Annotated in this window: 17 protein-coding genes and 1 pseudogene; 12 read left to right on the forward strand and 6 right to left on the reverse strand. The window is 73.7% G+C overall.

The annotated features are described in order from the left end of the window. Positions 1-67: 67 nt before the first annotated feature. From ABZ858_RS09100 to ABZ858_RS09110, 3 genes are all read left to right on the forward strand, one after another. On the forward strand, positions 68-1,351 hold the full coding sequence (locus tag ABZ858_RS09100) for an ROK family transcriptional regulator (RefSeq protein WP_361374239.1): 1,284 nt from the start codon (positions 68-70) through the stop codon (positions 1,349-1,351). 438 nt (positions 1,352-1,789) lie between these two features. Then, positions 1,790-2,389: an N-acetylmuramoyl-L-alanine amidase gene (locus tag ABZ858_RS09105; protein WP_361374241.1), complete on the forward strand. Its 600-nt coding sequence runs from the start codon at positions 1,790-1,792 to the stop codon at positions 2,387-2,389. A gap of 236 nt (positions 2,390-2,625) precedes the next feature. Further along, complete coding sequence (locus ABZ858_RS09110; protein ID WP_361374243.1) at positions 2,626-3,858, forward strand: phosphodiester glycosidase family protein; 1,233 nt, start codon at positions 2,626-2,628, stop codon at positions 3,856-3,858. A 21-nt stretch (positions 3,859-3,879) separates the two neighbouring features. Here the strand turns inward: ABZ858_RS09110 and ABZ858_RS09115 are convergent, their stop codons facing one another. From ABZ858_RS09115 to ABZ858_RS09135, 5 genes and pseudogenes are all read right to left on the reverse strand, one after another. After that, positions 3,880-4,074: a hypothetical protein gene (locus ABZ858_RS09115; RefSeq protein ID WP_361374245.1), complete on the reverse strand. Its 195-nt coding sequence runs from the start codon at positions 4,072-4,074 to the stop codon at positions 3,880-3,882. Between the two features lie 130 nt (positions 4,075-4,204). Continuing rightward, entirely contained in the window at positions 4,205-5,278 is a 1,074-nt protein-coding gene (locus ABZ858_RS09120) for an acyl-CoA dehydrogenase family protein (protein ID WP_361374247.1), read from the reverse strand. After that, positions 5,275-6,467, reverse strand: a pseudogene (locus ABZ858_RS09125) (acyl-CoA dehydrogenase family protein). The gene ABZ858_RS09120 and the pseudogene ABZ858_RS09125 overlap by 4 nt, the downstream one beginning before the upstream one ends. Next, positions 6,464-7,441 (reverse strand): NADPH:quinone oxidoreductase family protein, encoded by a 978-nt coding sequence (locus ABZ858_RS09130; protein WP_361374249.1) that lies wholly within the window; start codon positions 7,439-7,441, stop codon positions 6,464-6,466. Before ABZ858_RS09130 ends, ABZ858_RS09125 begins: the two are co-directional and overlap by 4 nt. Positions 7,442-7,526: 85 nt before the next feature. Next, complete coding sequence (locus ABZ858_RS09135; protein WP_361374251.1) at positions 7,527-8,111, reverse strand: XRE family transcriptional regulator; 585 nt, start codon at positions 8,109-8,111, stop codon at positions 7,527-7,529. Between the two features lie 131 nt (positions 8,112-8,242). Here ABZ858_RS09135 and ABZ858_RS09140 point away from each other — a divergent pair, with 131 nt between their 5' ends. The 8 genes from ABZ858_RS09140 (at position 8,243) to ABZ858_RS09175 (ending at position 16,439) form a co-directional block, all read left to right on the forward strand. Continuing rightward, entirely contained in the window at positions 8,243-9,196 is a 954-nt protein-coding gene (locus ABZ858_RS09140) for an NAD(P)/FAD-dependent oxidoreductase (RefSeq protein ID WP_361374529.1), read from the forward strand. A gap of 57 nt (positions 9,197-9,253) precedes the next feature. Next, positions 9,254-10,792 carry an ATP-dependent DNA ligase gene (locus ABZ858_RS09145; RefSeq protein WP_361374253.1) on the forward strand — a complete coding sequence of 513 codons (1,539 nt, stop codon included), beginning with the start codon at positions 9,254-9,256 and terminating at the stop codon, positions 10,790-10,792. Then, positions 10,789-11,265 carry an NUDIX domain-containing protein gene (locus ABZ858_RS09150; protein ID WP_361374255.1) on the forward strand — a complete coding sequence of 159 codons (477 nt, stop codon included), beginning with the start codon at positions 10,789-10,791 and terminating at the stop codon, positions 11,263-11,265. Before ABZ858_RS09145 ends, ABZ858_RS09150 begins: the two co-directional genes overlap by 4 nt. A gap of 74 nt (positions 11,266-11,339) precedes the next feature. After that, positions 11,340-12,725, forward strand: coding sequence for an NADP-dependent succinic semialdehyde dehydrogenase (locus tag ABZ858_RS09155; RefSeq protein ID WP_361374257.1), 1,386 nt, complete (start codon positions 11,340-11,342; stop codon positions 12,723-12,725). A gap of 25 nt (positions 12,726-12,750) precedes the next feature. Beyond that, positions 12,751-12,993, forward strand: a complete 243-nt coding sequence (locus tag ABZ858_RS09160; protein WP_361374259.1) for a DUF6213 family protein — start codon at positions 12,751-12,753, stop codon at positions 12,991-12,993. Positions 12,994-13,491: 498 nt separating this feature from the next. Next, positions 13,492-14,628, forward strand: coding sequence for a type III polyketide synthase (locus tag ABZ858_RS09165; RefSeq protein WP_361374261.1), 1,137 nt, complete (start codon positions 13,492-13,494; stop codon positions 14,626-14,628). Further along, positions 14,625-15,866: a cytochrome P450 gene (locus ABZ858_RS09170; protein ID WP_361374263.1), complete on the forward strand. Its 1,242-nt coding sequence runs from the start codon at positions 14,625-14,627 to the stop codon at positions 15,864-15,866. The genes ABZ858_RS09165 and ABZ858_RS09170 overlap by 4 nt, the downstream gene beginning before the upstream one ends. Before the next feature lie 6 nt (positions 15,867-15,872). Continuing rightward, a complete protein-coding gene (locus ABZ858_RS09175) occupies positions 15,873-16,439 on the forward strand; it encodes a cupin domain-containing protein (protein ID WP_361374265.1) in 567 nt (188 codons plus the stop codon). Positions 16,440-16,549: 110 nt separating this feature from the next. Here ABZ858_RS09175 and ABZ858_RS09180 read toward each other — a convergent pair whose 3' ends face one another. After that, complete coding sequence (locus ABZ858_RS09180; protein ID WP_361374267.1) at positions 16,550-17,776, reverse strand: acyl-CoA dehydrogenase family protein; 1,227 nt, start codon at positions 17,774-17,776, stop codon at positions 16,550-16,552. Positions 17,777-17,950: 174 nt separating this feature from the next. Here ABZ858_RS09180 and ABZ858_RS09185 point away from each other — a divergent pair, with 174 nt between their 5' ends. Next, the gene (locus ABZ858_RS09185; protein ID WP_361374269.1) at positions 17,951-18,595 is read left to right on the forward strand and encodes a TetR family transcriptional regulator; all 645 of its coding nucleotides are present in this window, start codon (positions 17,951-17,953) and stop codon (positions 18,593-18,595) included. Positions 18,596-18,617 lie beyond the last annotated feature (22 nt).

An 18,617-nucleotide genomic window follows, 5' to 3' on the forward strand; every position in this document is an offset into this window, starting at 1 on the left:
GGGCGCCCGCCGGCCCGTACCGACCGGCCGACCTGCTGGCCCACACCGACCGAGGAACGACGCAGGCATGACCGCACCGCCGTACGAGCCGCACCCGGCCGGTTCAGGACACACGCCACACGCGCCGTACCGGGCCGGTTCGGAACACACGCCGTACGAGCCCCGGCCATCGGCGGCCCCGGAGCGTGCACTGCCGGACACCCAGCAGGGGATGCGCCGCCGCAATCTCGCCCGGGTGCTGCGCACCGTCAGCGCCGAGGGGCCGTTGTCGCGGGCGGCGGTCGCCTCGCGGATCGGGCTGACCCGGGCGGCGGTGTCCACCCTCGTCGACGAACTCGTCCGCGCGGGGCTGCTGGAGGAACTGGGTCCCGAGCGGCCCGGCCGGGTGGGCCGCCCCGGTTCCGCGCTCGCCGTCAGCGGGCGCGGCCCGGCCGGGGTCGGCGCCGAGGTCGGGGTCGACCACCTGGCCGCCTGCGTGGTCGACCTGCGCGGACACGTCCGGGCCCGGGCCGTGCGGCACGGTACGAACCGGGGCCGCTCGCCCGAACCGGTGGCGAAGGATCTCACCGCGCTGATATCCCGGGTCGTCGCCGACGCGGAAGGGCAGGGCCTGTGGCCGGCGGGGCTCGCCGTCGCCGTACCCGGTCTGGTCGCGCGGGACGGCCGTACGGTCGTCCGGGCCCCCAACCTCGGCTGGCACGGCACCGACTTCGGCGCCCTGCTGCCGACCCGCCTCTCCCCGGCCGTGGACAACGAGGCGAACTTCGGCGCCCTCGCCGAACTCCGGCTGGGCGAGGACACCCCGCAGAACTTCCTGCACGTGTCGGCGGAGATCGGCATCGGCGCAGCCGTGGTGGTCGACGGCCGGCTGCTGCGCGGGAGCCGCGGCTTCGCGGGCGAACTCGGGCATGTGCCGGTCGAGCCGGAGGGCCCCGCCTGCCCGTGCGGCGGGCGCGGCTGCCTGGAGCAGTACGCGGGCGAGGAAGCGGTGCTGCGGGCGGCCGGGCTGGCACCGGGCGAGGGCCGCGTCGGGCTGCTCGCCGACCGCGCCGCCGCGGGCGACGAGGACGTACGGCACGCGCTGCGCGATGCCGGCCGGGCGCTCGGGGTCGCCCTGACCGGTGCGGTCAACCTGCTGGATCCCGAAGCGGTGGTGCTCGGCGGCGCGCTGGCCGCACTCGCCCCCTGGCTGCTGCCGTCGCTGGAGTCCGAGCTGGACCGGCGCACCGCGGGCCCGGCGTGCCCGGTGTCCGTGTCCCCGCTGGGCTCCGAGGGACCGCTGCTGGGCGCCGCGCACGCGGTGGTACGTGCCGTCCTCGACGACCCGGCGGCGGTGGCCGAACGCGCCTGAAACCCGGCGCACTTCACTCGTCCGAGTGGCCGAGTTGTCCACAATCCCCCGGACGTCCACGGATCCTCACCGGGCCCTTCTGCGCGATCCCTCGGACCCGTACCGTGATGAACGCGAGGCGCCGTCCGCGAGCAGCCGACGGCGACACGCACCCGGGCGGTCGCACACCGGGGCCCAGGCGTGCGACACCGACCGCGCGTGCGGCACGGGCTCCGCGAGGAGCGACCGGCCATGCGCGAGACTCACCGCCAGCGACGGACACCCCCGACGAAGCCGGAGCATTCCCAAGCACCCGAGGAAACGCTCCCGACGAAGTCGGCGTCCCCGCTCCGAAAGAGGCGTCCGCCACGACGCGTCCCGCACCGGCTCCGCCCTGCTCTGCTCCGCACCTGTTCCACACCGGCTCCGCCCCGTTCCGCACGAGAGAGGTGATCGCCCATGGACCGGCCAGCCCCCCAGCCCAGCAGACGGCGCATCCTGAAAGGCGCCGCCCTCGCCGCCCTCCCCTACGCGTTACTGCCCGCCGCCCGCGCCACCGCACGGCCGCAGGCCGTCGACTATCCGCCCGCCGAGTGGCAGCCGGCGAGCACCTCCAACTACACGGTCTCCGACCGGCCCACCAGTTACGCCATCGACCGGGTGATCATCCACGTCACGCAGGAGACGTACGCCAACACCCTGGCCATCTTCCAGAATCCGCAGAAGCAGGTGTCCGCGCACTACCTCGTCCGGTCGGCGGACGGGCATGTGGCGCAGTGCGTGCGCGAGACCGACATCGCCTGGCACGCGGGCAACTGGTCCTACAACACCCGCAGCGTCGGCATCGAACACGAAGGGTGGGTGGACCAGCCCGAGTACTTCACCGACGCGCTGTACGCGCAGTCGGCCCGGCTCACCGCGACGGTCTGCGACCGGTACGGGATCCCCAAGGACCGCGCGCACATCATCGGGCACTATCAGGTCCCGGGCACGGACCACACCGACCCCGGGCCGAACTGGGACTGGGTCCGCTACATAAGACTGGTCAACCTCGCCTGAGCCCGGCCACACGCCGCCGCTCCACCCCCCCTCGCCACCGAGGCACCGGCAGCGCTGAAGACACGCGGAAGCTCCAGAAGGCATCCGAAAGCACTCGGAGACACCCGGAAGACACCCGAAGGAGTGCGTTTTCCCACCCGTTCCCGCGTCGTCGGTGCCCGGACACCGCGCGGGGTGCCGGCTTCTGGTGCACTGCCGTCAGTCCGGGCACGGTTGACGAGTCATCAGGGGGCACGGTGAGCGGTGCGGCACGGCGTAGCGGCCGGTTCGGGACGGTACTGACGGTTCTCCTGGCCTGTGGCGCACTGGCCGGGCCGGCCCTCGCCGGGCCGGCGCGGGCCGACGGCGCGCGGCGGGCCGAGGAGATCGCGCCGGGCGTCGAGTACCGGGAGTTCGACCTCCCGGCGTCCCACGGGGTGACCCACGCGCATCTGGTCAGCGTCGACCTGGACAAACGGCACGTCCGGATCGGCCTGTTGCGTCCGGGGTCCGTGGCGGCCCGGGCCACGGTGTCCCGGCTGGCCGACGCCCAGGGTGCGGTGGCGGGCGTCAACGGTGACTTCTTCGACATCACCGAGTCCGAGCATCCGGGTGTGGCGGCGACCGGTTCGTCGGTCGGTCCGGAGATCGCGAACGGGAGCGCGCTCAAGGCCGCGGTGCCGCGCGGGCAGCGCTTCGGGCCCGCGCTGCCGCCGGGGGCGGCCACCGAGGACGTGGTCGGCGTGGACACGGGCGGCACGGCCCGCACCGACCGGCTCACGCTGTCCGGTTCGGTGACCACACCGGAGGGGCGGCTCGCGCTCGGCGGGCTCAACCAGTACGCGCTGCCGGTCGGTTCGATCGGCGCGTACACCGGCGAGTGGGGCGCCGTCTCCCGTGCGCGGGCCGTGTGCGGCACCGACACGACCCGCAGCGCGCCGTGCAGCAAGGACACCTACGAGGTGACGGTCCGCGGCGGTCGGGTCGTCGCCACGAGCACCGGGCCGGGCGGCGGCGCGATCCCGGCCGGTACCACGGTGCTGGTGGGCCGCGAGGCGGGAGCGCGGCGACTGCGCGCGCTGCACACGGGCGAAGCGGTGCGGGTGGAGCACCACTTGGTGGCGGCGTCCGGGGTCACGTACGCGTTCGCCGTGGGCGGTTTCCCGGTGCTGCGGGGCGGTGCCGCGCTGCCCGGCCTAGACGCCGCGACGGGGGCCGTGCGCACCGGGGTCGGCATCGCGAGCGGCGGTCACCGGCTGCTGCTCCTGGTCACGGACGGCTCGGCCGAGTACCGCGGTGGCCTCACCGTCGCCGAACTGGCCGCCGAACTGCACCGGTTGGGCGCCGCGGAGGGGTTCGACCTGGACGGGGGCGGTTCCAGCACGCTGGTCGTCCGCAAGCCGGGCAAGGGGGCGGTGAGCGTGCTCAACCATCCGAGCGGGGGTGCCGAGCGGGCGGTCGCCAACGGGGTGGGGGTGTTCTCCGGTTGACGGGCTCCGGTGGGGGCGGGGTCAGGGGTGCAGGCTGCTGACGATCTGGGCGGTGGCGATCAGGCCCTCGTGGATGGTGGGCGCCATGCTGGAGCCGGCCAGGAAGAAGCCGAGCATGCCGCAGACGAGGGCGTGCGAGAACTTCAGGGCGCAGTTGCGTACGAAGATGATCGCCAGGATCGCGAGCAGCAGCACCACCGAGATGGAAATGGCCATCGTCACCCTCCTCCGCCACGCCGGTTTCGCGGCTTTCGGCCGCAAGTGTGGCGTAGCGGAGGGTGCGGCCGGGCGGCTGACGTGTCCGCCGAACGTGTGGTTCACCGGTGGGGCGGCCGCCGGGTCGGGGTCAGGGTGCCTGGAGGTCGACCAGTGCGGCGAGTGCCGCGCGGTGGGCGCCCGCGGTGCCGTAGGCGATCGAGTCCGCCTTGGCCCGCTTGAGGTAGAGGTGGACGGGGTGCTCCCAGGTCATGCCGATGCCGCCGTGCAGTTGCAGCGCCTCCTCGGTGACGTGGACGGCGACGCGGGCCGCGTAGGCCTGGGCGACGGCGACGGCCACGTCGGTGTCCGCTGCGCGGGCGAGCGCGTCGGCCGCGTTGCGGGCGGCGGCCCGCAGGCTCGCGACCTCCAGCCACAGCTGGGCGAGCCGGTGCTTGAGTGCCTGGAAGCCGCCGACGGGCCGGTTGAACTGCCTGCGCTCCTTGAGGTGGCGGACCGTCTCGGTCAGCGCCCACTCGGCGAGGCCGAGTTGTTCGGAGGCGAGCAGTCCGGCACCGGCCCGCAGGGCGCGGCGTACGGCGGGCTCGGCCTCGCCCAGCCGGCGGCCCGGCGCCCCGGCGAGGGAGAGGGTGGCGAGCGGCCGGGTCAGGTCCAGGGAGACCTGGGGTACGACGGTCGCGGCGGCGGCGTCGACGGCGTACAGCCCGCCGTCGTCGGCGGGGACCAGCAGCAGGTCGGCCGCGGCCGCGTCGGCGATCCCGGTCAGCTCACCGTGCAGCGCGCCGCCTTCGAGCCGTACCGGCCTGACCGGGCCGTCCGGCGCGGTGTGCAGGGGGACGGTGAGGACGGCGGTCGTGGTGGCCTGCGCCGACCGGGCGAGCAGGTCGTCGGCGCGGCAGGCCAGGAGCGCCTCGGTGGCCACCACGGCACTGGTCAGATAGGGCACGGGGGCGACCGCGCGTCCCAGTTCCTCCAGGACGACGGCGGCCTCCCGGTGCGTGGCGCCCTGGCCGTCCAGTTCCTCGGGCACCAGCAGGCCCGCGAGTCCCATCGTGCCCGCCAGCGACTTCCACAGCGGCACGTCGTGCGGGGCGTCCGACTCGGTGCGCGCCAGGACGCCCGCCGCGTCGCAGTGGTCCGTGAGCAGGTCGCGGACGGCGGCGCGCAGGGCCTCTTCCTCCTCGGAGTAGAGCAGGTCCGTCATCGGGTGAGGTCCTTCCAGGCGACGTCCTTGTCGGTGCGCGGCTCGGCGGGCAGGCCCAGGACGCGTTCGGCGACGATGTTCAGCAGGATCTCGCTGGTCCCGCCCTCGATGCTGTTGCCCTTGGACCGCAGGTAGCGGTAGCCGGCGTCGCGGCCGGTGAAGTCGACCAGTTCGGGGCGGCGCATGGTCCAGTCGTCGTACAACAGACCTTCTTCGCCGAGGAGTTCGATCTCCAGGCCGCTGATCTCCTGGTTGAGGCGGGCGAAGGCGAGTTTCGTGCCGGAGCCCTCGGGGCCGGGCCGGCCGGCGGCGAGCTGCTGGCGCAGCCGTTCGCCGGTGAGGCGGGCGACCTCGGCCTCCACCCACAGGTCCAGCAGCCGTTGGTGCAGGTCGTGGGTGCGCAGTTCGGGGCGTTCCCGCCAGGCCCTGGCCACCGGGCCGATCATGCCGCCCTCGCGGGGCAGTCGCATGCCGCCGATGGAGACGCGCTCGTTCATCAGGGTGGTCCGGGCGACCCGCCAGCCGTCGCCGGGCTCGCCGAGGCGGCGGGAGTCGGGGATGCGGACGCCGGTCAGGAAGACCTCGTTGAACTCGGCCTCGCCGGTGATCTGGCGCAGCGGGCGGACCTCGACGCCGGGGTCGGTCATGTCGCACAGGAAGTAGGTGATGCCCTGGTGCTTGGGCAGGTCCGGGTCGGTGCGGGCGAGGAGGATGGCCCAGCGGGCGAGGTGGGCGCCGGAGGTCCACACCTTCTGCCCGTCGACCACCCAGGTGTCGCCGTCGCGGACGGCGCGGGTGCCGAGCGCGGCCAGGTCGGAGCCGGCGCCGGGCTCGCTGAACAGCTGGCACCACACTTCCTCCCCGGTCCACAGGGGCCGCAGGTGGCGCCGTTTGTGCTCGTCGGTGCCGTGGCGCAGGAGGGTCGGGGCGGCCATGCCCAGGCCGATGCCGATGCGGCGGGGTTCGTTGTCGGGGGCGCCGGCCGCCGCGAGTTCGGCGTCCACGACGGCCTGGAGCGCACGCGGGGCGCCGAGGCGCCGAGGCCCTCCGGGTAGTGCACCCAGGCCAGTCCGGCGTCGAAGCGGGCCCGCAGGAAGTCCAGGCGGTCCGTGGTCGCGGGCGGGTGCGCGGCCAGCAGTCCGGCGGTGCGCCGGCGCAGTCCGGCCGCGTCGACGCCGCTCCCGGTCATGCGGTGGCCCCGTGCCGCGCCGTGGGCAGTACGGCGACGCGGCCGGTGGTGACGCCGTCGGCGACCCGCTGCACGGCGGCCGCGGCCTCGCTCAGCGGCACCCGCTCGCTCACCAGCGGTTTGATCGCGCCCCGGGCGGCCAGTTCGGTGAGCTGCTCGTGGCAGCGCAGGACCAGCTCGGGGTCCTTGGTGGTGTAGAGGCCCCAGTGCAGGCCGAGGATCGAGTAGTTCTTGACGAGGGCGTGGTTCAGCGCCGGGCTGGGGATGGTCCCGCTGGCGAAGCCGACGACCACGATCCGGCCCTCGAAGGCGACGGTCTTGGCGGACTGGGTGTAGGCCGCGCCGCCGACCGGGTCGTAGACCACATCGGCGCCCCGGCCGCCGGTGGCCTCCTTGACGGCGGCGACGACGTCCTGGCCGTGCCGGTCGATCACGACGTCGCAGCCCAGCTCACGGGCGACCCGCGCCTTGCCGGGGCCGCCGACGACACCGATGACCGTGGCGCCGGCCGCCTTGCCCAGCTGGACGGCCGCGCTGCCGACCCCGCCGGCGGCGGCCTGCACGAGCAGCGTCTCGCCGGCCTCCAGGCGGGCCCGGCGGTGCAGGCCGAACCAGCCCGTCTGGTAGCCGATGTGCAGGGCCGCCGCCTCGGCGTCGTCCAGGGCCTCGGGGGCGGGCAGCAGCGCGGCGGCCTCGGCGACGGCGTACTGCGCGAAGCCGCCGTACGGCAGTGCCGGGGTGGCCAGCACCCGGCGGCCGTCCTCGGTCTCGCCGCAGATCTCCACGCCCGGCGTGAACGGCAGCGGGGGCCGCACCTGGTACTGGCCCCGGCACAGCAGCGCGTCCGGGAAGTTGACGTCGGCGGCCCGCACCCGCAGCAGCACCTGGCCCTCACCGGGCACCGGCGGCTCGGTCTCCTCCAGCCGCATCACCTCGTGCGGCTCGCCGTTCTCGTGCACTCGCCATGCCTGCATGCGCCGCCTCCACGGGACCGCGTTCCTCGAACCTGGGGTCGTTCGCATACTAAGCAGTCGCTTGCCCCTGGCGGAACACCGTGGGTCAGTCCGCTTCGCCGTGCCGCGAGGGCCGCGCCCGCACGTGCATCCGCTCGCCCTGCGGCCCGAACAGGCTCAGGAACTCCACGGGCCCCTCCCCCGTCGACCCGAACCAGTGCGGCACCCGCGTGTCGAACTCGGCCGCCTCCCCGGCGCCGAGCACCACGTCGTGCTCGCCCAGCACGATCCGCAGCCTCCCGGACAGCACGTACAGCCACTCGTACCCCTCGTGGCTGCGGGGCTCCGGCTCCAGCTTGCGCTGCGGTTCGAGCACCTTGTACGCCTGGAGTCCGCCCGGCTGCCGGGTCAGCGGCCAGTGGGTGCGCCCGCCGCGCACGATCGGCTTGGCCCGCACCCGCGGGTCCCCGACCGGCGGCGCGCCGACCAGTTCGTCGAGCGGGACCTGATGGGCCTGTGCGATCGGCAGCAGCAGTTCCAGGCTGGGCTTGCGCAGGCCGGACTCCAGCCGGGAGAGGGTGCTGACGGAGATTCCGGTCGTCTCGGAGAGCGCCGCCAGCGTCACCTCCCGTTCCTTGCGCAGCCGCCGCAGCCTCGGTCCCACACCTGCCAGTACGTCGTCCGTGGTCATGACGCCATTGCAGAATCAGCAAAGAGTTTTGTCAATCCGGCAGGTTCCGGGCCACCGTCGGACGGGAGAGGGAGGTGGTCATCGTGACCGAGCACGCGGAAGAGAACGAGAAGGCCGGGGGCGCCGGGAGCATGGAATGCGGCGCCGGGTCGTACGAGGTGGTCGTCGTCGGAGGCGGCGCGGCCGGGCTGTCGGCCGCGCTGGTCCTCGGCCGGGCCCGGCGCCGCACCCTGGTGGTGGACGCGGGCGAGCCGCGCAACGCGCCCGCCGCGCACATGCAGGGCTACTTGTCCCGGGACGGCATGTCACCGGCCGAGTTCCTGGCCGTCGGCCGCGCGGAGATCGCGCGCTACGGCGTCGAGCTGGTGCGGGACCGGGCGGTGGACGCCGTACGGGACCGGGACGGGGAGTTCGACGTGACCCTGGCTGGCGGGCGCACCGTGCACGCCCGCCAGCTGGTCGTCGCCACCGGGCTGAAGGACGAGCTGCCCGCGGTCCCCGGCCTGGCCGGCCGCTTCGGCCGGGACGTGCTGCACTGCCCCTACTGCCACGGCTGGGAGGTGCGCGACCAGGCCTTCGGGGTGCTCGCCACCACCCCGATGAGCGTGCACCAGGCGCTGATGGTGAGCCAGTGGTCCAAGGACGTCACGCTCTTCCTGCACCGGCTCGCCGAGGACGAGCTGACCGACGGCGACCTGCGCAGGCTCGCCGCGGCCGGGGTCCGGGTGGTGCCCGGCGAGGTGGCGGAGGTCCTCGTCGAGGACGACCGGCTGACCGGGGTCAGGCTCGCGGACGGGACCGCGCACGCGCGCGAGGTGCTGTTCGCCGCGCCACGCCCGGTGCCGGGCGACGGCCTGCTGCGGCGGCTGGGCGCCGAGCTGCGCGAGACGCCGTTCGGCGCCTACCCGGTGATCGACGAGCGCGGTCTGACGACCGTACCGGGACTGTGGGCGGCCGGGAACGCGAGCGGCTTCGCCGAGCAGGTGATCAACGCGGCCAGCCGGGGCTACCGGGCCGGGTCGGCGATCAACGGGGAGCTGCTCTTCGCCGACCTGGACGCGGCCGTCGCGCGCGGCCGCGCCTGAGACCGCCCGTTCGGATCCGCAGGTGTGGAGGCGGCCTGGGCGGTGCACCATGACTGCATGTTGCTCGCCCGGCTGGCCCAGGTCTCGCGCGCGGTCACGGACACCTCGGCGCGGTCCCGCAAGACCGCCCTGCTCGCGGAGCTGTTCCGGGAGGCGGAGGCGGACGACGTCCCGGTGGTGATCCCGTATCTGGCGGGGCGGCTGCCGCAGGGGCGGCTCGGCGTGGGCTGGAAGGTGCTCGGCCGCCGCATCCCCCCGGCCGCCGCACCTTCCCTGACCGTGCGCGAGGTGGACGCCCGGCTCGGGGAACTCGGGAAGGTCTCCGGGCCGGGATCGCAGGCCGAACGCGCGCGGATCGTCGGCGAGCTGATGGGCGCGGCCACCGAGGACGAGCAGCGGTTCCTGCTGGGGCTGCTGACCGGGGAGGTCCGGCAGGGGGCGCTGGAGGCGGTCGCCGTCGAGGGACTGGCCGCGGCGACGGACACGCCGGCGGCGGACGTACGGCGGGCCGTGATGCTGGCCGGATCGCTCCAGACGGTGGCGCGGACGCTGCTCGCGGACGGCCCGGCGGCACTGGAGCGGTTCCGGCTCACCGTGGGCCGTCCCGTCCTGCCGATGCTGGCGCACAGCGCCTCCTCGGTGGCGGAGGCGGTGGAGAAGCTGGGCGCGTGCGCCGTGGAGGAGAAACTGGACGGCATCCGGGTCCAGGTGCACCGCGACGGCGACACGGTACGCGTGCACACCCGCACCCTGGACGACATCACCGACCGGCTGCCCGAAGTGACCGCGGCGGCCCTCGCGCTGCCCGGTGAGCGGTTCGTCCTGGACGGCGAGGTGCTGTCCTTCACACCCGAGGGCCGCCCGCGCACCTTCCAGGAGACCGCCGGGCGCGTCGGCTCCCGGCTGGACGTGGCCACGGCCGCCGAGGCGGTGCCGGTCGCGCCGGTGTTCTTCGACGCGCTGTCGGTCGACGGCCGCGACCTGCTCGACCTGCCGTTCGCCGAGCGGCACGCCGAGCTGGCCCGGCTGGTCCCGGAGCCGATGCGGGTCCGGCGCGCCCTGGTCGCCGGTCCCGAGGACACCGGGCGGGCGGAGGACTTCCTCGCCGAGACCCTGGAGCGCGGCCACGAGGGCGTGGTCGCCAAGGCCCTCGACGCCCCCTACAGCGCGGGCCGGCGCGGCGCGTCCTGGCTGAAGGTCAAGCCGGTGCACACCCTGGACCTGGTGGTACTGGCCGCCGAGTGGGGCCACGGCCGCCGCACCGGCAGGCTCTCCAACCTGCACCTGGGCGCCCGCACCGCCGACGGCGGTCTCGCGATGCTCGGCAAGACCTTCAAGGGCATGACCGACGCCCTGCTGGCCTGGCAGACCGAGCGGCTGCGGGAGCTGGCCGTGGAGGAACGGAGCTGGGGCGTGATCGTCCGTCCGGAGCTGGTCGTGGAGATCGCCTACGACGGCCTCCAGCGGTCCACCCGCTACCCGGCCGGTGTCACCCTGCGCTTCGCCCGTCTCGTGCGCTACCGCGAGGACAAGCGCCCCGAGGACGCGGACACCGTGGAGACGCTGCTGGCCGCGCACCCCGGAGTGCGGCCGTGAGGGAGGGACGGAGCCGGCACAGCGCCGGGCTGCTGCTGTTCCGGCGCACCGGCGACGGCCTGGAGGTGCTGCTCGGTCACATGGGCGGCCCCTTCTGGGCCCGGCGCGAGGCGGGGGCGTGGACCGTGCCCAAGGGCGAGTACCAGCCGGACGAACCCGCCTGGCAGGCGGCCCGCCGCGAGTTCCAGGAGGAGCTGGGCCTGCCGCCGCCCGACGGCGAGGCGGTGCCGCTCGGCGAGGTCCGGCAGGCGGGCGGCAAGACCGTGACCGTCTGGGCGGTCGAGGGCGACCTCGACCCGGCGGCGGTCGTCCCCGGCACGTTCACGATGGAGTGGCCGCCGCGGTCCGGGCGGACGCGGGAGTTCCCCGAGCTGGACCGGGTGGCGTGGCTCGGCACGGACCGGGCGCGCGAGCTGATCGTCACGGCCCAGAGCGCGTTTCTGGACCGGCTGGCTGAGCACTCGCCCCGGTAGGAGGCCGCACGCGTTGCGGCGGGCACCGCGGCGCGCGAAGGTCGAAGCACAGCCCGCCCCCAGGGAGGTCAGCCATGTCCATCGCCACGGTGAACCCGGCCACCGGCGAGACGCTCAAGACGTACCGGGCCATGGGCGAGGAGGAGACCGAACGCCGGCTCCAGCTCGCCGAGGCCACCTTCCGCACGTACCGGACGACGTCCTTCGCCGAGCGGGCGGGCATGCTGCTGCGGGCCGCCGACCTGCTCGACGAGGACCAGGCGGAGATCGGCCGGGTGATGACCACCGAGATGGGCAAGCCGGTGGCGCAGGCGCGCGCGGAGGCCGCGAAGTGCGCCAAGGCGATGCGCTGGTACGCCGAGCACGCCGAGGAGCTGCTCGCCGACGAGGAGCCGGCCGCCGCCGACGTCAAGGACTCCGGCGCCTCGCGCGCCCTGGTCCGCTACCGGCCGCTGGGCCCGGTGCTCGCGGTGATGCCGTGGAACTTCCCGCTGTGGCAGGTGGTCAGGTTCGCCGCGCCCGCGCTGATGGCCGGGAACGTCGGCCTGCTCAAGCACGCGTCGAACGTGCCGCAGACCGCCCTGTACCTGGAGGACCTGTTCCACCGGGCGGGCTTCCCCGAGGGCTGTTTCCAGACGCTGCTGATCGGTTCCGGCGCGGTCGACGACATCCTGCGCGACGAGCGGGTGAAGGCGGCCACGCTGACCGGGAGCGAGCCGGCCGGGCGGGCCGTGGCCGCCACCGCCGGCGAGATGATCAAGAAGACGGTGCTGGAGCTGGGCGGCAGCGACCCGTTCGTCGTGATGCCCTCGGCCGACCTGGACCGGGCCGCCGAGGTGGCGGTGACCGCGCGGGTGCAGAACAACGGGCAGTCCTGCATCGCCGCCAAGCGGTTCATCGTGCACACCGACGTCCACGACGCCTTCGCCGAGCGTTTCGCGGCCGGCATGAAGGCCCTGAAGGTCGGCGACCCGATGCGGGAGGAGACCGAGGTGGGGCCGCTGGCCAGTGAGCGGGGCCGGGCCGATCTGGAGGAGCTGGTCGACGACGCCAGGCGCGGCGGGGCGAGCGTGCTGTGCGGCGGCGAACGGCCCGCCGGACCCGGCTGGTACTACCCGCCGACCGTGCTGGCCGGCATCACCCGCGAGATGCGCGTCCACCGCGAGGAGGCGTTCGGGCCGGTCGCCACGCTCTACCGGGCGGCCGACCTGGACGAGGCGGTGCTCATCGCCAACGACTCGCCGTTCGGGCTGAGTTCCAACGTGTGGACCCGGGACGAGGCGGAGGTCGACCGGTTCGTACGGGACCTGGAGGCGGGCGGGGTCTTCTTCAACGGGATGACCGCCTCGCATCCGGCGCTGCCGTTCGGCGGGGTCAAGCGGTCGGGGTACGGGCGTGAGCTGTCCGGGCACGGAATCCGCGAGTTCTGCAACATCACCACGGTATGGCACGGAGCGTGAGGCTTCCACGGCTACGATCCCTTTCGTGAACCGCGAAGTGACACTCCCTCTGATCGTCGACGACCGCGGTACCTTGCAGGTGGCCGCGGCCGATGTGAGCAAGCTGCTGCGGACGGTCGGCGGCCGGTGGCTGCGCCTGGTGGAGGCCGGGCAGGAGAACCTCGACGAGGACACGGTGGCCGCCCTCACCATCGAACTGGCCAAACTGGCCGACCGGATCGACGTGGCCTGCATCGCGCACAGCAGCGGAGCGGCTTCGTCCGGGTGAGCCGGGTGTGTGTGGGGGGGCCGGGTGAGCGGGGGCGGCCGTCCTCGCCGGTGACCGTCCGGCCCCTGCGGGGGCCCGTGAAGTCCGCGCCGCGTGCCCTCTCCGCGCCGCGTGCCCTCTCCGCGCCGCGTGCGCTCCCCGCGACGCGTGCCCGCCCCGCCCCGCCTGCCTGCCTGCCTGCCTGCCTGCCTGCCTGCCTGCCTGCCTGCCACGTGCCCTCCCCTCGTCGCCGGCGATCACTCCCCCTTTCGTGTCCCCGGCCCCGCCGGCACGGCGCGCGCCTCCCTGGCCGCCGTGCCGTCGACGGGCGCCGGATCAGGCCGGTCCCCCGACGTGCTTCAGCTGTCCGGCGCGACGCCGTTGACCAGCGCTTTCCCCGTCCCCGCGAGTGGCCCCGCCGCCGCCCGTGCGCCGCCCGGCGGGCCGTGCCGCCCGGCCCCCTCGTCGCCGGATTGGAGTAGTCCGGCGAGAGATCGTCGCTCTCCCGGGTGATCGTGGGTGGACCACCCTTCTGGGTGCACCACCCTCTGTCCGGGGGGCTACCGGCCTTCCGGAAGGCGAAAGCAGGCACGGATCATGGCGACTTTGTGCAGGCCCTCGGTGTCCGTCCCAGAGCACGTGATCACCATGGAGGAGACGCTGCGGCTCGCGCGCTCCCACCACGCGGACCACCCGCAACTCCCGCTGGCTCTGCGGCTGATCGAGAACACCGGCGTGCGTACCCGGCACATCGTGCAGCCCATCGAGGAGACCCTCCAGCACCCGGGCTTCGAGGACCGCAACAAGCTCTACGAGCGTGAGGCGAAGGCCCGGGTCCCCGCGGTCATCCAGCGGGCGCTCGACGACGCGGAACTCCTGACCACCGACATCGACGTCATCATCTACGTCTCGTGCACGGGCTTCATGATGCCCTCGCTCACGGCGTGGCTGATCAACGAGATGGCCTTCGACTCGACGACCCGTCAGATACCCATAGCCCAGCTGGGCTGCGCGGCCGGCGGTGCGGCGATCAACCGGGCCCACGACTTCTGCACGGCCTACCCGGACGCCAACGCGCTCATCGTGGCCTGCGAGTTCTGCTCGCTGTGCTACCAGCCCACCGACCTCGGTGTGGGCTCGCTGCTCTCCAACGGCCTGTTCGGCGACGGCATCGCCGCCGCCGTGGTCCGCGGCACCGGCGGCACCGGCGTCCGGCTGGAGCGCAACGGCTCCTACCTCATCCCCAAGACCGAGGACTGGATCGCGTACGACGTCCGGGCGACCGGCTTCCACTTCCTGCTGGACAAGCGGGTGCCCACCACGATGGAGCCGCTCGCCCCGGCGCTCCAGGACCTGGCGGGCCTCCACGGCTGGGACGCGTCCGACCTCGACTTCTACGTCATCCACGCGGGCGGCCCGCGCATCCTCGACGACCTCAGCAAGTTCCTGAAGGTCGAACCGCACGCGTTCCGGTTCAGCCGGGCCACGCTCACCGAGTACGGCAACATCGCCAGCGCCGTCGTCCTGGACGCGCTGCGCAGGCTGTTCGACGAGGGCGGCGTCGAGGACGGGGCGCGCGGGCTGCTCGCCGGATTCGGTCCCGGCATCACCGCGGAGATGTCCCTCGGCAACTGGCAGATCGGGGACGGCTCATGACCGACACGACCGAGACGGCCCTCACCGGGCCGGACGCCCTCGCCGGCGGGCGGTGCCCGGTGCGGCACTGGCCGGCGCTCGATCTCACCGGCGTCGACTTCGACCCGGTGCTGGCCGAGCTGATGGAGGAGGGCCCGGTCACCCGCATCGAGCTGCCCAACGGCGAGGGCTGGGCCTGGCTGGTGACCCGCATGGACGATGTGCGGCTGGTCGCCAACGACCCGCGGTTCGGCCGCGAGGCCGTCATGGACCAGCAGGTCACCCGGCTCGCGCCGCACTTCATCCCGTCCCGCGGCGCGGTCGGCTTCCTCGACCCGCCCGACCACACCCGGCTGCGCCGCTCGGTCGCCCCCGCCTTCACGGCGCGGGGGGTCGGGCGGGTGCGGGACAGCTCCCGGCGGATGCTGGACGAGCTGGTCGACCAGCTGATCGCGGCCGGTCCGCCCGCCGACCTCACCGAGACGGTGCTGAGCCCCTTCCCCATCGCGGTGATCTGCGAGCTGATGGGCGTCCCGGCCGCCGACCGGCACGGCATGCACACCTGGACCCAGCTGATCCTGTCCTCCTCGCACGGCGCCGACGTCAGCGAGCAGGCCAAGGAGGAGATGGGCGCGTACTTCGCGGAGCTGATCGACGCGCGCGTGGACAGCTCGGAGGAGGACGTGGCCTCGCTGCTCGGCGCCGCCGTGGGCCGCCGCGAGATCACCCTGCGGGAGGCCGTGGGTCTGGCGGTCCTGCTGCAGATCGGCGGCGAGGCGGTCACCAACAACAGCGGGCAGATGTTCTACCTGCTGCTGACCCGCCCGGACCTGGCCGAGAGGCTGCGCGCCGACGCGTCGGTCCGCCCGCAGGCCATCGACGAACTGCTGCGCTTCATCCCGCACCGCAACGCGGTCGGGCTGTCCCGGATCGCCCTGGAGGACGTGGAGATCAAGGGGGTGCGGGTCCGGGCCGGTGACCCGGTCTATGTGTCGTACCTGGCCGCCAACCGCGACCCGGAGGTCTTCCCGGACCCGGAGACGGTCGACTTCTCGCGCAGCCCCAACCCGCATGTGGCGTTCGGTTTCGGCCCGCACTACTGTCCCGGCGGCCAGCTGGCCAGGATGGAGTCCGAGCTGCTGGTGGACGCGCTGCTGGACCGGCTGCCCGGGCTGCGGCTCGCGGTGCCGGCGGATCAGGTGCCGTTCCGCAAGGGCGCGTTGATCCGCGGGCCCGAGGCCCTGCCCGTGGCGTGGTGAGCGCCCATGACGACGATCGAGCCGCAGATCCCGGCGATCGAGGGACCCCCGGTCACCGCGGTGGACGGGCTGCTCGTGCCACCGGGCCACGGCCGGGTCGTCGAGACGGCCGCCCAGCGCGTGACCTTCAAGGTGACCGGCTCGCACTCGCGGACGGCCTCCACCTTCGAGGTGGAGGTCCCCCCGGGGTTCGACGTGGGCGCTCATGTGCACACCCGCAGCGAGGAGTTGTTCTACGTCCTTGAGGGCGAGCTGGACGTGCTCGCGTTCGAGCCGCGGGTGCGCACGTCCGAGGGCTGGCAGCGGTGGGAGTCCCGCTCCGGCGACCGCGTGGTGCGGGCCACGCCCGGCACGGTCATCGTCGTGCCGCCGGGCTGCCCGCACGCGTTCGCCAACCCGACCGGCACTCCGGCGAAGATGTTCTTCCAGGCGTCGCCGCCGCCCGACCACGAGCGGTACTTCGAGGAACTCCTGGAGATCCTGGACAGCGGCGGTCCGCCGGACCACGCGGCGATCGAGGCGCTGCGCAAGCGCTACGACATCGAGCAGCTGACACCGCTCAGACACCGCTGACCGCCGGCCCGGCACACCGATGCGCTCCGCCCGCACCTGCCGGGCGGGGCGCACGCGTGCCACGGGCTGGGGTCTTTCGTTTGGATCCGGCATGATCCGAACGAGCGGCCCTAGCGGATCGGCAGGCCCGAGATCGTCCGGGAGATCACCAGGCGCTGGATCTCGCTGGTGCCCTCGAAGATGGTGTAGATCGCGGCGTCGCGGTGCATGCGCTCCACCGGGTACTCCCGGGTGTAGCCGTTGCCGCCGAGGATCTGGATCGCCTGGGCGGTGACCTTCTTGGCGGTCTCGCTGGCGAACAGCTTGGACATCGAACCCTCGGCGGCGGTGAACCGCTTGCCGTTGACCGCCATCCAGGAGGCCCGCCACACCATCAGGCGGGCCGCGTCGACGGCGGTGGCCATGTCGGCGAGCTGGAAGGCCACGCCCTGGTTGTCGATGATCGGCCGGCCGAACTGCTCGCGGGTCCTGGCGTAGTCGAGGGCGACCTCGTACGCGGCCCGGGCGGTGCCCACGGCCATGGCGCCGACGGCGGGGCGGGACGCCTCGAAGGTGGCCATCGCCGCGTTCTTCACGCGCTCGCCGCCCGTCCTGGCCTTCTCCCGGGCCCGGGCCAGGCGCTCGTCCAGCTTCTCCTTGCCGCCGAGCAGGCAGGAGCCGGGGACGCGCACGTTGTCGAGGATGACCTCGGCGGTGTGCGAGGCGCGGATGCCGTGCTTCTTGAACTTCTGCCCCTGGGAGCAGCCCGGGGTGTCCGGCGGGATGATGAAGGAGGCGTGGCCCTTGGAGCCCAGCTCCGGGTCGACCGAGGCGACGACCACATGGACGTTGGCGATGCCGCCGTTGGTCGCCCAGGTCTTGGTGCCGTTGATCACCCACTCGTCCTTGGCCTCGTCGTAGACGGCGCGGGTGCGCATCGAGGCCACATCGGAGCCGGCGTCCGGCTCGGAGGAGCAGAAGGCGGCCACCTTGACGTCGTTGGCGTCGCCGTACATCTGCGGGATCCAGGTGCCGATCTGCTCCTCGGTGCCGTTGGCGAGGACGCCGACGGCGGCCAGGCCGGTGCCGACGATCGACAGGGCGATGCCTGCGTCGCCCCAGAACAGCTCCTCCATGGCCATCGGGATGCCGAGACCGGTGGCGTCGAAGTACTGCTGGGCGTAGAAGTCCAGGGAGTAGATGCCGACCTTGGCGGCCTCCTGGATGACCGGCCAGGGAGTCTCCTCACGCTCGTCCCATTCGGCGGCCGCGGGGCGGATCACATCGGCGGCGAAGCCGTGGAGCCAGTCCCGGACCTCCTTCTGTTCGTCGTTGAGCTCCATGGTGAACTCGGCCATGTCCCCTCCAGTGGCACACGCGAGGTGGCGTTACTTGCGGTAACCGTACTGTGTTACCGATCAGTAGGAAAAGTCAAGCCCCGCACGGTCCCTCGGCCGCCCGTTCGAGGTCGAGGCCACCGTCAGTGTTACTTTGCGCAGGCGTCACCGATTCAGCACGGGTGGGGAGACACCATGGACACCACGCAGCGGACCGATCAGCAGCGGTCCGCCGACCGCAGACGGCGCGAGCTGCTGGAGGCCGCCGACCGGGTGGTGCTGCGCGACGGCCCGCACGCCTCGATGAACGCGATCGCCGCCGAGGCCGGCATCACCAAACCGATCCTCTACCGCCACTTCGGCGACAAGGGCGGCCTGTACGCCGCCCTCGCCCAGCGGCACACCGACGCCCTGCTCGACTCGCTGCGGGCCGCCCTCGACGCCCCCGCAGAGCGGCGCGAGCGCGTCGAGGCCACGCTGGACACCTACCTCGCCGCCATAGAGGCCCGCCCGCAGGTGTACCGGTTCCTGATGCATCCGGCCGAGGGCGGCCAGGGCGGCGAGGCGGGCTTCGACGTCGGCAAGCACTCGGCGCCGCTGCTGCGCCGGATGGGCGAGGAGCTGGCCCAGGTCGTCGAGGAGCGCCTCGACCTCGGCCCGGGCACCCAGCTGCTGGCCCGGGTCTGGGGCCACGGCATCGTCGGCATGATGCACGCGGCCGGCGACTGGTGGCTGGGCGAGCGCCCCTGCTCGCGGGCGGAGCTGGTGCGCGGCCTCGCCGACCTGCTCTGGGGCCGGCTCGCGGCGGCCGGCGACAAGCCCGGCGGCCCGGGGTTCTGATCCAGGATTCCGGCCCGGGGTC

It is taken from the genome of Streptomyces sp. NPDC047017 (assembly GCF_040644175.1).
Classification (GTDB): Bacteria; Actinomycetota; Actinomycetes; order Streptomycetales; family Streptomycetaceae; genus Streptomyces.